This is a genomic window from Pseudonocardia sp. NPDC049154 (assembly GCF_040648315.1).
Classification (GTDB): domain Bacteria; phylum Actinomycetota; class Actinomycetes; order Mycobacteriales; family Pseudonocardiaceae; genus Pseudonocardia.
Map to the genome: position 1 here is coordinate 1 of NZ_JBEZDN010000105.1, position 13,769 is coordinate 13,769.

The window sequence follows — 13,769 nt, forward strand, 5'->3', positions numbered from 1 at the left end:
GCCGCCGTCGACTCGACGGCGGCCGCCGGCCGCTCAGGTCGCGATCGAGTCCAGCTGCTTGCCCGCGTAGTCCATCCGCGCGATGAGCAGGCCGATCAGCTGGATGACGAGCAGCACCGGGATGAGCATGAACGCGGCGGTGAAGGAGCCTGTGGCGTTGCGGACCCACAGGGCTCCGTAGGGGACCAGCACGCCGAGGAAGCCCGCGACCATCCACGTCAGACCCATCCCGACCCCGCGCATGCGGGTCGGGTACAGCTCGGCGGTGTAGGTGAGGACCGTGCCCCACACCCCGATCAGGCCGAAGTTCGACGCCAGCCCGAACACCCACAGCTGCCAGGACTCGGTCGCCAGCGCCCACGGGATCAGCGTGACGATGAAGATGACGTTGCCGGTGAGCATCGCGCGGAACCGGCTCCAGCGGTCGGCGATCCACCCCATGAGGTAGTAGCCGAAGGCACCGGCGACGCCCCACCAGATGTACCAGTTGCTGTACTCGGCGGTGGACCAGCCGTGGGTCTCCTTGAGGTAGAAGGGCGCCCAGTACCCCAGCGTGTACCAGGACATCGTCGCGGTGGCGGCGACGAAGAGGGCCACGTAGGTCCGCTTGCGCTGACCCGGCTCGAACAGCTGGCCGACCGACGCCTTGCGGGCGCGCTCGGCCCAGGTCGGCCGGTCCTCCGGGGGTGCGTCCTCGGTGCGCGCCAGCACTGCGTCGCGGTTGCGCACCCACGCCGGCGACTCCGGGCAGAGGAACCGGACGTAGATCGCCAGCAGGCCGATCGCCGCCGGCACCAGGAACGCCCACCGCCAGCCGTGCGGCGCGATGATGTAGGTGCCGGTCAGACCGGCGACGACCACGCCGTAGCCGTACAGGGAGCGTGCCGCGCTGAGGATCTTGGCGCGGTGCCGGGCGGGCCAGGTCTCCACCGTGAGCAGCGAACCGATGGCCCACTCGCCGGCGATCGTCACGCGCATCAACGTGTAGAACACGATGAAGAACAGCCAGTTCCGCGACACCACGATGAGCACCAGGAACGCGCACGTCAGCGCCACGTTGACGATGAACGCGGTGCGGCGGCCGATGCGGTCGGCCAGCCACGGCCAGAAGTAGGCGGCGAACGCGGCGAGGATGCCGGTGACCGTGACCGCGAGGGTCAGCGAGTTCAGGCTGATCCCGAAGTCCTCCAACAGGTACGGGACGATCAGCGCGTAGAGCGCGATGACGATCCCGTCGAGCATCCAGCCCAGGCCGAGCGCGGTCGCGATGTGCCAGTGCGTGGACGTGAGCCGCTCGGACGCGTCCCCGTCGCTGACGTTGCGGAACGATGTCGACCGCGCGTGCCGCTCCTCGAGGGGGCCCGGCGGACGGCCCGCCCCCACGCGTCCGGTGACGCTCACGGGTTCTTCGACGGTCACGGCGTCATCTCCTCGGGTTCGCACGTCGTCGTGCGAGGCTGTGAGCTGGGACACTGCGTGCGACGAAGTTAGGGCGGTTCGTCCGGCACTGTCGCTGTCGGAACCGCCAAGCGTCCCCGGTCCGACTGTGGAGGTTCTGCCGATGCGTCGGCGGTCCGACTGAGCGAACGTTCAGCACAGTTGTCGACGTCGACGCTCCGGAGGGCCAGCCCATGCCGACCAACGCGATCCGCGACCGATGGGCGGCGGGCGAAGCCGCCGTGGACTGCTGGGTCTCCGGCTCCTCGGTGCTCTCCGTGGAGGCGGTCGGCCGGCTCGGCTACGACTCCGTGGTCATCGACATGCAGCACACGATGGCGGAGTACCGGGACGTCGTCACCGCCGTGATCGCGCTGGCCGCCACCCCGACCGTGCCCGTGGTGCGGGTCCCGGGCAACGACCCGATCCTGGTCGGACGGGTGCTCGACGCCGGGGCCCGCGGCGTGATGTGCCCGATGGTCAACACCCGCGAGCAGGCCGAGCGTTTCGTGGCCGCGTGCCGGTACCCCCCGGAGGGCTCCCGCTCCTACGGCCCCTACCGGGCGGCCGACGGCGCCCGGTACTTCACGGAGGCGAACGCCGACATCGTGACCTTCGCCCAGATCGAGACCCTCGAGGCCCTGGCGAACCTCGACCAGATCGCCGCCGTCCCGGGGCTGGACGTGCTGTTCGTCGGGCCGACGGACCTGTCGATCTCCGGCGGCGGGCGCCCGTCGATGTCCTACACGGATCCGCTCGTCGACGAGCGGCACCGGGCGATCGTCGACGCCGCGCACCGGGCGGGCAAGCGCGCCGGGATGCTGGCGCTCGGTCCGGGCGACCCGGAGATCGGCCGCGGCTGGGGCATGGACTTCCTGTCGGTCGCCATGGAGCAGCGCCTGGTCGCCACCGGTGCCGCGGCCGCGCTGAAGCACGGCCGCTCGGTCGCCGGCCCGGCGCTCGCGCAGGCATGAGCGGGCGGTACGTCGTCGGCCGGGCCGCCGACATCCCCGACGGCGGGCGGGTGCTCGTCGAGGTGGGCGGGCGGCAGGTCGGCGTGTTCAACGTCGGCGGCTCCTTCTACGGGCTGATCAACCGCTGCCCGCACAAGGGCGCGGAGATGTGCAAGGGCAACGTCGTCGCCGGCCTGACCTCGCCCCGGCCCGGCGAGTTCGACTACGACGAGGACACCGCGCTGCTGATGTGCCCGTGGCACGGCTGGGAGTTCGACGTCCGCACCGGACGGTCCTGGTTCGACCCGCGGACGCGGCTGCGCACCTACGACGTCGAGGTCACCGGCGCCGACCAGGTCGACGGGGTTCCGCACGCCGGCCGGGTGCCCGGGCCCTACACCGCCGAGACCGTCGAGGTCGGCGTGGAGGACGAGTACGTGGTGGTCGACCTGCGGAAGGCCCGGAAGGCAGCGAAGACGGGGGAGGGCCGATGACGACCGCGCTGCTGGAGAACACGACCCGGGACGCGGTGTGGGCCGGCCCGGTGATCGACTGCGACGTGCACGCGAACGTGCCGTCGCTCGAGGCGCTCTTCCCGTACCTCTCGCGGCACTGGATCGCCTGGTGCACCGAGCGCGGCTGGCACGGCCCCGTCGGCGGGGTGAACCTCGCCTACCCGCCCGGCTCGGACCGCTCGTGCCGGCCGGAGTGGCGGCCCGCCGACCGGCCCCCGGCCTCGGAGCTCGGGCTGCTGCAGCAGCACGTCCTCGATCCGTGGCGGGTCGAGCGCGCGATCCTGACCTGCTACTACGCCGTCGACTCGCTGCGGCACCCGGACTGGGCGGCGGCGCTGGCCCGGGCGGTCAACGACTGGCTGGTCGCCGAGTGGTTGGACCGGGACCCCCGGCTCGCCGGCACGCTGGTGATCCCGGCGCGCGACCCCGCCGCGATGGTCGAGGAGATCCACCGGGTCGGCGACCATCCCGGTCTCGTCCAGGTGCTGCTGCCCGTGCGGCACGCGGCGTTGTGGGGGCAACGGCAGTTCCACCCCGTCTTCCAGGCCATGGCCGAGCACGGCCTGGTGGCCGGGCTGCACTTCGGCGGGATCACGACGGACGCGCCGTCGTCGAGCGGGTACGCGTCCTACTACGTCGAGGAGTACGCCGCGGAGTGGCAGTCCTTCACCGCGCAGGTCACCAGCCTGGTGTCCGAAGGGGTGTTCCAGGTCTGCCCGGAGCTGCGGGTCTCGGTGCTCGAGGGCGGGTTCACCTGGCTGCCGGTGTGGGGCTGGCGGATGGACAAGGAGTGGAAGGGGCTGCGCCGCGAGGTCCCGTGGCTGGACCGGCGGCCGTTGGAGATCATCCGCGAGCACATGCGCTTCTCCGTCGCTCCCGCCGACCTGGGCACCCGCGAGCAGACCGCCACCGTGCTGGAGTGGCTCGGCTCGGACGACATGCTGATGTTCGCCACCGACTACCCCCACGGCTACGACGACGACATCGCCGAGCTCCTCGCCGCGGCGCCGCCGTCGATGCGGCAGCGCCTGATGGCCGGCACCGCCCGCGACTGGTATCGCCTCTGATCCCGCCCCCGAACGGAGGTCGACGCACGAGTCAAGCGGTTGCATCATCGAACGGTGCCCCGCGGGATCGGTGAGGGGCGCGGGGGCGAGGCACGAGGAGGTGCTTCCGTGGGCCGTCGGGACGCCGCGACGCGGGACGAGGCGTGGGACGCCCTGATGGCGCGGCTGCAGGGGACGGGGCTGCTCGACGGGCACGGCCCGATGGCCGACCGGATGCTGGAGCGGGTGTTCACGCACAGCGCGTACCGGCACGTCGAGCGGGACGTGCTGCGGGAGAGCTGGCGGCGCAACCTCGCGGTGTCCGTCGAGGGCGTCCGGGCCCGCCGGCACCCGGGCGAGGACGACGACGACGGCCCGCTGCGGGAGGTCGGCGAGGAGCGCGCCCGGCAGGGCGTCGGCGTGGCCGAGATGCTGCAGACCTCGATGCAGCACCAGAAGATCTTCGTGGACCTGGTGCGCGAGCTGGCGCCGCCGTCGCCGTACCGCGACAGCCTCCTGCTGGAGCTGTTCGCGATCAAGCAGGCCTGGTCGGCGTGGAGCATGGTCGCGCTGGCCGCGGGCCACCGCGAGGCGGAGCTCGAGATGCAGCGCCGCGCGCAGGAGCACCAGGACGGCTTCGTGCGCCGGATCATCTCCGGCTCGATGGCCGCGTCGGAGATCGGGAGCGGGGCGGCGGCGTACGGCCTGGACCGCGACCGGGAGTACCGCGCGTTCCGGGCCCGCCCGGCGCCGGGCCCGGACTCGTTGCGGCTCATGGAGCGCTACCTGCGCGTGGCCGCCACGGCGGAGCGCCGCAACGGGATGATGACGGTGGTCGACGGCGACCTCTGCGGCTTCGTCGCGGTGCTCCCGGCCGAGCCGCCGCCGACCGCGGTCGGCGTCTCGCCGCCGGTCCCGCTGCACGAGCTGCCCGCGGTGTTCCGGCTGGCCACGCGCGCCCTGGAGACGGCGCTGGCGCTGGACCGCACCGAGGTGGTGAGCGTGGCGGACCTCGGGCTGCACCCCGCCGTCGTCGCGGACCACGACCTGGGTGAGCTGATGCACGACCGCTTCGTGAAGCCCTTCGAGCGGTTCGGCGCCTCGGGCGCGGCGATCCTGGAGACCGTCGAGCGCTATTTGCGCAACGGCAGCCGGCTCGAGGCGACCCGGCAGCAGCTCTTCCTGCACACCAACACCGTCCGGTACCGGCTCACCCGCTTCGAGTCGATCACCGGCTGCTCGCTGCGCGACTACGACGACCTGGCCCAGGTGTGGTGGGCCCTGGCCTGGGACCGCCTGCACGGGTCGCGCGGGGGCGCGTCCGTGGCGTCGTAGAGCGCAGTTTTGTCGGGTCGCACAACCGCGGCGGGCCGCACTTCGGCACGACCGCCGTAGTCGATCGACACCCGAGCGGGGCACGGTTGCGGGGCGGGCACCGTCGCCCGCCCGGAAGGGGGACCGTCGCGGATGAGGATGACCCGGGCCCACAGCGTGGCGGACCTGCGCCGCGCCGCCCGCAGGCGGATGCCGAAGGCCGTGTTCGACGTCGTCGACGGCGGTGCGGGGGACGAGCACACCCTGCGGTGGAACACCGAGTCCTTCGAGCGCATCCCGCTCCGTCCACGGGCGCTGGTCGACGTGGCGCACGTCGACACGACCACGACGGTGCTGGGCGATCCGGTGTCCATGCCGCTGCTGCTCGCACCGTGCAGCTTCGCGCGCATGTGCCACAGCGACGCCGAGCCGGCCGTGGCGCGCGCGGCGGGGCGGGCCGGCACGATCTACGCCGTCCCCGGCGGTTCGGGGGAGCGCCCGGAGGTCGTGATCCGCTCGGCGGGCGGTCCGCTGTGGTACCAGCTCTACCTCAAGCCGGACCAGGCGCAGAACGACGAGCTCGTCGACCGGGTCGCCGCAGCCGGATACCGGACGCTGTGCGTCACGATCGACACGCCGATCAAGCCGTACCGGGAGAAGGACCTGCGCAACGGCGTCACGCTGCCGGTGGCCCCGTCGCCGCGGCTCGCGCTGGCCGGTCTGGCCCGTCCGCGCTGGTCGCGGGACTTCCTGTTCGGCACCGGCGGCGCGGGCCTGGACCTGTTCGCCGCCAAGCGGGCCTACGACAACTTCACGGACGCGATCATGCACAGCAGGTCGGTGAGCGCCGGGGAGATCCGCCGGCTGCGGGAGCGCTGGTCGGGCGCCCTGGTGGTCAAGGGGGTGCTGCGCGGCGACGAGGTCCGGGAGATGGCCGATCTCGGCGTCGACGGGGTGGTGGTGTCCAACCACGGCGGCCGCAACCTGGACGGCGCCCCGGCCACGATCGACGTGCTCGCCGAGGTCGTCGACGCGGCCGCCGGCCGGCTCGAGGTCCTGCTCGACAGCGGGGTCCGGCGGGGGACGGACGTGGTCCGCGCGCTCGCGCTCGGCGCCCGCGCCGTGCTCGTCGGGCGGCCCTACATGTTCGCCCTGGCGGCGGGCGGCGAGGCCGGAGTCGACCGGGTCCTCGAGCTGCTGCACAACGAGATCATCCGGGCGATGTCGCTGGTCGGCGCCACGTCGGTCAAGGAGATCGACCGGTCACTGGTCGGACCCGCACCGTCCGCCGACGTCCGGGGAGGGACGGCATGACGCTGGAGGCCACCGTCGAGGCGCCGGTCCGCGCCGGCGCGAAGCTCGGGATCATCGACGCGGACGTCCACCCGTCGATGAACCCGGCGATCCCGGGGGTGCTGCGGCACCTGCCGCAGCGCTGGCAGGACTACCTCGTCCATACCGGCCTGCGGGCGGGCGCGCCCGGCGGCGACCGCCCCCGGCACCGGGAGTTCGCCAGCCGGTGGGACGCCGTGCCGCCCGGCGGCGGGGCGCCCGGCATCGACCCGGCCTTCGCGCGGGGACAGCTGCTCGACGCCTACGACATGAGCGCCGCCGTGCTCAACGACATCGGCGGCTTCCCGCTCAGCGGCGGGATGCGGGTGCCGGCGGAGTTCTGCGCCGCCTTCTGCACCGCGCTGAACACCTACCGCGAGGAGGTGTGGTTCGCCGACGACCCGCGCTGGTACGGCTCGATCAATCTGCCCTACGAGGTCCCGGACCTGGCCGTCGAGGAGATCGTGCGGCGCAAGGAGGGGCCCGCGGGCGACCGCTGGGTGCAGGTGATGCTCGCCCCCGACAACGAGCGGGGCATCGGGCACCGCAAGTACTGGCCGGTGCTGGAGGCCTGCGAGCACTACGGGCTGCCGGTCGGCTTCCACGTGCTCTCCGGCCGGCGGATCACGCCGTCGGGCCCGGCGAACTTCTACTTCGAGGAGCACTGCGACTTCGCCGGGCTGAACTTCCCGGTGATCGCCAGCCTGGTCTTCGAGGGCACGTTCGACCGCTTCCCGAGGCTCACGGTCGCGATGGTCGAGCTCGGCTGGTCCTGGGTGGTCCCGCTGGCCTGGCGGATGGACCACGCCCACCGGATGATGCCGCGCGAGGTCTCGTTGCAGCGCAAGCCCTCCGAGTACATCCGCGACCATCTCTGGTTCACCACGCAGCCGATGGAGGAGCCGGAGAACCCCCGCTGGTTCGACGACGTCCTCACCCTGTTCGAGTCCTCCGGCATGGCGGACAAGCTGATGTTCTCCTCCGACTACCCGCACTGGGACTTCGACGAGCCGGACTCCTTCCCGCTCTCGGTGCGCCGGGACCACGACCGCTTCGGCCGGATCCTCGGCGGGAACGCGAGCGCGCTCTACGGCCTGCCGCTGCTGCCCGGCACCGGCTACCCGGTCGGATAGCCCCCGCAGCGCGCGAGGTCCCGGCCGTCGGTGGCCGGGACCTCGCGGCGGGCGCGTCTCACTCGTCGGTGAGCGACGTGTCGCGCGTCTCCGGGAGGGCCCACAGGCACCCGACGGAGATCAGCAGCAGCGCCGCGGTGCAGATCCCGAGGGCGATCGGGCCCCAGCCGGAGGCGGCCAGCGGGGCGGCGGCCACCAGGATGCCCGCACCACCGACGACCCCGCCGAGGTTGTAGCTCAGGCCGGCGCCGGTGTAGCGGTGCCGGGTGGAGAACATCTCGGGCAGGTAGGCGCCCAGCGGACCGTAGGCCAGGCCGATGAGTCCGAGGAGGACGACGATCCCGGTGCCGATCGCGACGGGCGAGCGGGTGTCGAGGAGCGGGAAGAGCACCAGCGACCACACCGCCAACGCGATGCATCCCGCCAGGACGAGCGGGCGCCGTCCGAACCGGTCGGAGAGGACGGCGGCGGCGGCGGTGATCGCGACCGTGGCGAGCGCGCCGATGATGTCGATCGTGAGGATGCCCGCGGTGCTCATCCCGAGCGTGCTCGTCGCGTAGCTCGTCAGGTAGACGGAGGCGATGGACATGACGGCGAACACCCCGGTGGTCAGGCCGGTGGCCAGCAGCATCGTCCGGGGCTGGCGCCGCCACACCTCGAGGAACGGCACCCCGCGACGCCGGGGCGTGCGGGCGGCGGCGGTGAAGACGGGCGTCTCCTCGGTGTGCAGCCGCACGTACAGCCCGACCCCGATCAGCAGCGCGCTGAGCACGAACGGCACCCGCCAACCCCAGCTGAGGAACGCGGCACTCGTCTCGCCGACCCCCAGGTCGACGGCGAGGAAGGTGGCGCTGGCCAGGGCGAACGCGACGGTCGCGCCGACCTGCGGGTAGAGGGCGAACCGGCCGCGCCGCCCGTCGGGGGCGTTCTCGGACGCGAAGAGGGCTGCCCCCGCCCATTCGCCGCCCACGGCCAGGCCCTGCACGGCGCGGAGGGCGACCAGCAGGATCGGGGCGGCGACCCCGATGGTCGCGGCGCCGGGCAGCAGCCCGACCGCGACGGTGCACAGGCCCATCATCATCAGCGTGAGGATCAGCGTGCGCTTGCGCCCGAGCCGGTCGCCGATGTGACCGAACAGGATGGACCCCACGGGCCGGAACACGAACGCCACGGCGAAGGTTCCGAACGCCGCGAGCGCGCCGACGACGCCGCCCATGTTCGGGAAGAACACCTTGTCGAAGACGAGCGCGGCGGCCGTGCCGTAGATGAAGTAGTCGTAGTACTCGATCGTGGTGCCGGCCATGCTGGCGAGGTTGATCCGGCGGATCGCCCTGCGGTCGGGCGGTGGGCCGGCAGCGGGGGCCGGGCTGGACGGCGGGGTGCGGACGGCGGTGGTCATGGTTCCCTCTTCCGGTCGGTGTGGTGCGGTGATCCACACACTCGTCCGAAGGGGACACCGCCGGGATCGACCGGCCGACCGGGCCACGGGATGATCCGGGGCTCGGGTGATCGGGGGACGGGTGCGTCCCCCGGGAGGCGATCAGCCGAAGGTGGACTCCCGGCCCGCCTCCGGCCGCGCACCGTTCCCCGACGGGGTGTCCGCCCCGTTGCCCGACCGCTTCGCGGCCCACTCGGCCTCGTGCTTGTCGAACATCGCCCGGGCCGCGGCGGTGCGCTTCTCCGTCAGCTCGGACCGGTGCTCCGTGACCCACCGGTAGGAGGCCTGCCGGGGCGCGTTCGACCGCTCGAAGTGCGGGATGACGTACCGGGCGTAGAGCTCGTAGGAGCGCTTCGTGTTCTCCCACGTGGCCCAGTCGTGGGCGTTGAGGAGCAGGGCGCCGAAGCCGGGCATCTTCTGCTGCAGGCGCTCGATCCGGGCGATCGCGTCGTCCGGCGTGCCGATCACGCCCGCCCCCTGCTCGGCGTACCACTCCACGAGGTCGACGCCGTCGGGGACGAAGATCCGCGGCATGTTGTTGTTCAGGTAGTCGACCTGGGCCTGCAGGCCGTGCCGGGCCTGCGCCCTCGCCTCCTCGCGGGTCTCGGCGAGGTGCATCCCGACGACGAGCCGCAACCGGCTCGGGTCCATCGTGCGGCCGTGCTCGGTGGCGACCTCGTTCGCCACCCGCCAGTTGACGTCGAGCGCGTCGAACCCGGCGTTCTCGCCCGCCGCGACGCACAGCATGCCGAGGTCGTACCGGCCGGCCAGGCGACCGCCCGACGGGGTCACGGCGCTGGCCACGCACACCTCGGGATGCGGATCGGAGTAGGGCGGGAGGTGCAGGCGCGCCTCGACCAGCTCGTACCAGTCGGTCCGCTCGGTCACGACCTCGCCGCGGAACAGGCGGAGGATCACGTCGAGCGCCTCGGCCATCCGGTCGCGCTGGACCGCCGGGTCGATGCCGAGCATGAGCGCGTCCGACGCCAGCAGTCCGGGCCCGGCACCGAACATCACGCGGCCCTGTGTCATGTGGTCGAGCTGCACGATCCGGTCGGCCACCATGAGCGGGTTGTGGTACGGCAGCGACACCACCCCGGTGCCCAGCCGCAGGTGCCGCGTGCGCTCGGCCGCGGCCGCGATGAACAGCTCCGGCGACGCGATGGTCTCCATGCCCGCGGAGTGGTGCTCGCCGATCCAGGCCTCCTGGAAGCCGAGGTCGTCGAGCAGCTCCATCAGCCTCAGGTCCTGCCGGAAGAGCAGGGTCGGGTTCTCGTCCGTCCGGTGGAAGGGGGCCATGAAGACGCCGTGCCGGAGCTTGACCGCCATTCCGTTCCACTCCTCTGATCGCCGGTGATCACCGCGTTCGACCCTACTTCACGAACGTTCGCTCAGCGAGGGTCGAGGTGCCGTTCGGGCCACACCTGATCGCCCGGGACTGGACGGCCTTGGGAGGACGACACCCGCTGGGCGCACATCCCGCCGCCCTCCGGCGGGCGCGGCGCGCTGGTCGGGTTCGTGCTCTGGCTCAAACAGGGCGCCCCCGCGTCGATCACGAGCCCGGCCAGCCCGCTGCGCCGGCGACGATCCGGCGCAAGCTCGCCGGGGCTGCATGAGCTGCGCCCTTCGGCGCCGACCTCGGCCCGCGGGCCATCACGGCCGCGAACAAGGCGTTGACCATCGACCGGCGCCGGCCGGCCGCCGCCGACGTGACCCGCGGCCGCGGCCAGGCGCACGCGGTCGACCTGCAGGCGGTGCTGGCCGTGTCGAGCGCCTGCTCCAGACACCCGCCGTGGGCTGCTCGCCCGGGCAATGCTCACCCCTTGGGTTCCACGCCCGGGCGAGCGACCAGACCCCCCCGCTCGCCACCGATGTTGGTGGAGCAGAACGGGATCGTGGTCGACGTGCGAGTCGGCAAGACCACCGGCCGCTCCGCGCTGCCCCGACGCAAGCACCCGCTGCTGTGCCCGCGCGCGGCCCGCCAGGCCCGGATGCGGGGCAGCGGGCGTCACGGCGAAGTCCCCGGCGGGCCGGCGTTCCGGCGCATCGACCGTCACGACACTTGTGCACAGACAGCCGCTGTGTCCCCAGACGCGGTCACCGAGGTGACCTCGGCCTCGGTGTCGTAGGCCGTGGTCTGCTGCCGATTATCGGGCTGGCCCTCACCCGCCGCCGACGCACTGGTCGAGCCCGCTGGCGTGGTGTGTGACGGCTGACGCGTGATCTCGTGGTTCTGTCAGGCGCTGAGCGCCGGGATGGTGTCGGTGGAGGTCACCTCCTCATTGCCGGAGTCGGGGGCGGGGCCGGTGTCGGGGACCGCGCTGATGCGGGCTCGGGCGAGGACGTCGAGTCCGAGGTAGCGGCGTCCTTCGGCCCATTCGTCGTGCTGTTCGGCCAGGACGGCGCCGACGATGTAGGCGTGGGTGCGCGGGCAGGTCCGCCAGCGGGACGATCCGGCCGCTGCTGGCCGGCAGTGGGCTGGCCCCAGCCATCCGGCTATGGCGAGCGCTCAGAAGCGCTCAGGCTCGACGGCGGTGCCTGGAGGGCGCGGTCATCGCGTGATCGCCTTCTTGGAGCGCTCATCGCCGCAGGTACGCCGCAAGGTTTCGTGGGGTTGTCCCTACTCGAATCGGGGGGCCTGGCTCAGCCCGCCCGGGTATGAACACCATGGGTTCGGCAGCCCGGAAGGACGAGCGTCTACCTCAACGCAGACAGCGAACCGAGGCGGACACGATGACGATCATCACCAGCCCCCAGGACTTCAACACCGACGACCTGTTCGTCGACCTGGAGCCCCTGCTCGGCAGCGCGCTCCACCTCAAGGTCGAGGGCATGAACTTCGCCGGCTCGGTCAAGCTCAAGGCCGCCTCCGCAATGGTCGAGGCCGCCGAAGCCGACGGCACCCTGCGCCCCGGCTCGACCCTCGTCGAGTCGTCCTCGGGGAACCTCGGCGTCGCGCTCAGCATGATCGCCGCGGACAAGGGCTACGGCTTCGTCTGCGTCACCGATTCCCGCTGCAACCTGGTCACCCGCCAGCTCATGCAGACCCTGGGCGCCGAGGTCCACGTGATCACCGAGCCCGACCCCGAAGAGGGCCTGCTCGGCGCCCGCCTCAACCACGTCCGCGACCTGCTCGCCTCCGACGAGCGCTACGTGTGGCTCAACCAGTACAGCAACCCCAACAGCTGGAAGGCCCACTACGAGACCACCGGCCCGGCCATCGCCCGCGCGTTCCCCGACGTGGACGTGGTGTTCATCGGCGCCGGCACGACCGGCACCCTGATGGGCACCGCCCGCTACTTCGCCGACCACCACCCCGCCGTGCGCGTCGTCGCCGTCGACAGCGTCGGCTCGGTCAGCTTCGGCACCCCCGCCGCCCGCCGGATGATCCCCGGCCTGGGCAGCGGCGTCCGCCCGCCCATGCTCGACGAGGCCTATGTCGACGAGGTCATCCACGTCGAGGAGACCGACACCATCCGCACCTGCCACCGGCTGGCCCGCACCGGGTTCCTCTTCGGCGGCTCCACCGGCACCGTCGTCGCCGCCGCCGAGCGCTGGCTCGCCGAGAACGACACACCCGGCATGACCGCGGTCGCGATCGCCCCCGACCTGGGAGAGCGCTACATGGACACCATCTACCAGGAGAACTGGATCAACGACCTCTACGGCGACCTCACCACCGACACCGCCCCCCTCGCCCTCGCCGGCTGACCCAGACCGCACGAGCGCAGGCCCCGTTGCAGAACCGATCGTCACCGAGCAGAAGTCCGTCGGCTGGGTGCCGGTGCCCCCGCCGCGTCAGGACGTCGGCTCGGACAGCCGGGCGTAGACGTCGCCGGAGCGGCCGAGCGGGCGGTAACGCTCCAGCAGCCGCACCAGCTCGTCGGCGGTGAGCCAGCGGTCGCTCGCGAACCGCAGCGTCTCGACGGGGGAGTAGTTGTACGTGTAGGGCCCGAGGTCCGCCACGAGGTCGAGGGCGGCCAGCGCGGCGGCGTGCGCCGGCGGCAGGTACTCGAACGACAGTGCCCGCACCGGCGTGTGGAGCCCGGCCAGCACCTCGGCCTCGAAGCCCTCGACGTCGATCTTGCAGAAGGCCGGGCTGCCGTGCGCGGCGACGAGGTCGTCGAGGGTCACGACGTCGACCTCGACCTCGTGGTCCCACCGCACCCAGGAGAACCCGCTGTCGGCGGAGACGGTGCGGATCCAGTCCGGCGACATCGACGAGACCGTCGGCGTCCGGGTGGACACCCCGATCCGCGCGCGCCCCGGCTCGGCGCCGACCGCGCCGGGCAGGATCGTCACGCCGCGGTCGCGGCCGAAGAACACCCGTAGCGCCCGCACGCAGTCCGGCTGCGGCTCGACCGCGACCACCCGGGCGCCGATCCGCCGCCATGCCCGCACCCGGCTGCCCACGTGCGCGCCGACGTCGAGCGCGAGATCGCCGGGGCCGAGGAACTGCCGGTAGAACCGCACCATCCGCCGGTGCCGGCCGGGGATGCCGTGGTACATCGCCAGGGAACGGCCCATTCCCCACGCTCGCGCCAGCATCGACCGACCGTACCGTGCCCGGCCGTCCCGGATGCCGCATTCGTCCCCGGCGG

General features: G+C 72.6%; 11 protein-coding genes. 7 read left to right on the plus strand and 4 right to left on the minus strand.

Translation table 11 applies throughout. From position 1 onward, the window contains the following. Positions 1 to 33: 33 nt before the first annotated feature. Complete coding sequence (locus AB0B41_RS33070; RefSeq protein WP_358210363.1) at positions 34 to 1,419, minus strand: MFS transporter; 1,386 nt, start codon at positions 1,417 to 1,419, stop codon at positions 34 to 36. A gap of 212 nt (positions 1,420 to 1,631) precedes the next feature. Between AB0B41_RS33070 and AB0B41_RS33075 the strand changes: the two genes are divergently transcribed. The 6 genes from AB0B41_RS33075 to AB0B41_RS33100 all read left to right on the plus strand — a co-directional run bounded on the left by AB0B41_RS33075 (position 1,632) and on the right by AB0B41_RS33100 (position 7,730). Next, on the plus strand, positions 1,632 to 2,411 hold the full coding sequence (locus AB0B41_RS33075) for an aldolase/citrate lyase family protein (protein WP_358210365.1): 780 nt from the start codon (positions 1,632 to 1,634) through the stop codon (positions 2,409 to 2,411). Continuing rightward, positions 2,408 to 2,884, plus strand: a complete 477-nt coding sequence (locus AB0B41_RS33080) for a Rieske (2Fe-2S) protein (protein WP_358210367.1) — start codon at positions 2,408 to 2,410, stop codon at positions 2,882 to 2,884. The genes AB0B41_RS33075 and AB0B41_RS33080 overlap by 4 nt, the downstream gene beginning before the upstream one ends. Further along, a complete protein-coding gene (locus AB0B41_RS33085; protein ID WP_358210369.1) occupies positions 2,881 to 3,972 on the plus strand; it encodes an amidohydrolase family protein in 1,092 nt (363 codons plus the stop codon). The genes AB0B41_RS33080 and AB0B41_RS33085 overlap by 4 nt, the downstream gene beginning before the upstream one ends. A 108-nt stretch (positions 3,973 to 4,080) precedes the next feature. After that, a complete protein-coding gene (locus AB0B41_RS33090; protein ID WP_358210371.1) occupies positions 4,081 to 5,286 on the plus strand; it encodes a helix-turn-helix domain-containing protein in 1,206 nt (401 codons plus the stop codon). Between the two features lie 132 nt (positions 5,287 to 5,418). Continuing rightward, complete coding sequence (locus tag AB0B41_RS33095; protein ID WP_358210373.1) at positions 5,419 to 6,579, plus strand: alpha-hydroxy acid oxidase; 1,161 nt, start codon at positions 5,419 to 5,421, stop codon at positions 6,577 to 6,579. Continuing rightward, positions 6,576 to 7,730 carry an amidohydrolase family protein gene (locus tag AB0B41_RS33100; RefSeq protein ID WP_358210375.1) on the plus strand — a complete coding sequence of 385 codons (1,155 nt, stop codon included), beginning with the start codon at positions 6,576 to 6,578 and terminating at the stop codon, positions 7,728 to 7,730. Before AB0B41_RS33095 ends, AB0B41_RS33100 begins: the two co-directional genes overlap by 4 nt. A 58-nt stretch (positions 7,731 to 7,788) precedes the next feature. Here AB0B41_RS33100 and AB0B41_RS33105 read toward each other — a convergent pair whose 3' ends face one another. Next, complete coding sequence (locus AB0B41_RS33105; protein WP_358210377.1) at positions 7,789 to 9,129, minus strand: MFS transporter; 1,341 nt, start codon at positions 9,127 to 9,129, stop codon at positions 7,789 to 7,791. A gap of 141 nt (positions 9,130 to 9,270) precedes the next feature. Continuing rightward, positions 9,271 to 10,497 (minus strand): LLM class flavin-dependent oxidoreductase, encoded by a 1,227-nt coding sequence (locus AB0B41_RS33110; protein ID WP_358210379.1) that lies wholly within the window; start codon positions 10,495 to 10,497, stop codon positions 9,271 to 9,273. A gap of 1,404 nt (positions 10,498 to 11,901) precedes the next feature. Here AB0B41_RS33110 and sbnA point away from each other — a divergent pair. Next, positions 11,902 to 12,879, plus strand: coding sequence for a 2,3-diaminopropionate biosynthesis protein SbnA (gene sbnA / locus AB0B41_RS33115; RefSeq protein ID WP_358210381.1), 978 nt, complete (start codon positions 11,902 to 11,904; stop codon positions 12,877 to 12,879). A gap of 87 nt (positions 12,880 to 12,966) precedes the next feature. Here sbnA and AB0B41_RS33120 read toward each other — a convergent pair whose 3' ends face one another. Beyond that, complete coding sequence (locus tag AB0B41_RS33120; RefSeq protein WP_358210383.1) at positions 12,967 to 13,716, minus strand: FkbM family methyltransferase; 750 nt, start codon at positions 13,714 to 13,716, stop codon at positions 12,967 to 12,969. Positions 13,717 to 13,769: the final 53 nt, after the last annotated feature.

Bases quoted from the DNA above. Each gene is read 5' to 3' on its own strand.
- AB0B41_RS33075 (WP_358210365.1), top strand. From the start codon at position 1,632: ATGCCGACCAACGCGATCCGCGACCGATGGGCGGCGGGCGAAGCCGCC.
- AB0B41_RS33080 (WP_358210367.1), top strand. From the start codon at position 2,408: ATGAGCGGGCGGTACGTCGTCGGCCGGGCCGCCGACATCCCCGACGGC.
- AB0B41_RS33085 (WP_358210369.1), top strand. From the start codon at position 2,881: ATGACGACCGCGCTGCTGGAGAACACGACCCGGGACGCGGTGTGGGCC.
- AB0B41_RS33095 (WP_358210373.1), top strand. From the start codon at position 5,419: ATGAGGATGACCCGGGCCCACAGCGTGGCGGACCTGCGCCGCGCCGCC.
- AB0B41_RS33100 (WP_358210375.1), top strand. From the start codon at position 6,576: ATGACGCTGGAGGCCACCGTCGAGGCGCCGGTCCGCGCCGGCGCGAAG.
- AB0B41_RS33105 (WP_358210377.1), bottom strand. From the start codon at position 9,129: ATGACCACCGCCGTCCGCACCCCGCCGTCCAGCCCGGCCCCCGCTGCC.
- AB0B41_RS33110 (WP_358210379.1), bottom strand. From the start codon at position 10,497: ATGGCGGTCAAGCTCCGGCACGGCGTCTTCATGGCCCCCTTCCACCGG.
- sbnA (WP_358210381.1), top strand. From the start codon at position 11,902: ATGACGATCATCACCAGCCCCCAGGACTTCAACACCGACGACCTGTTC.
- AB0B41_RS33120 (WP_358210383.1), bottom strand. From the start codon at position 13,716: ATGCTGGCGCGAGCGTGGGGAATGGGCCGTTCCCTGGCGATGTACCAC.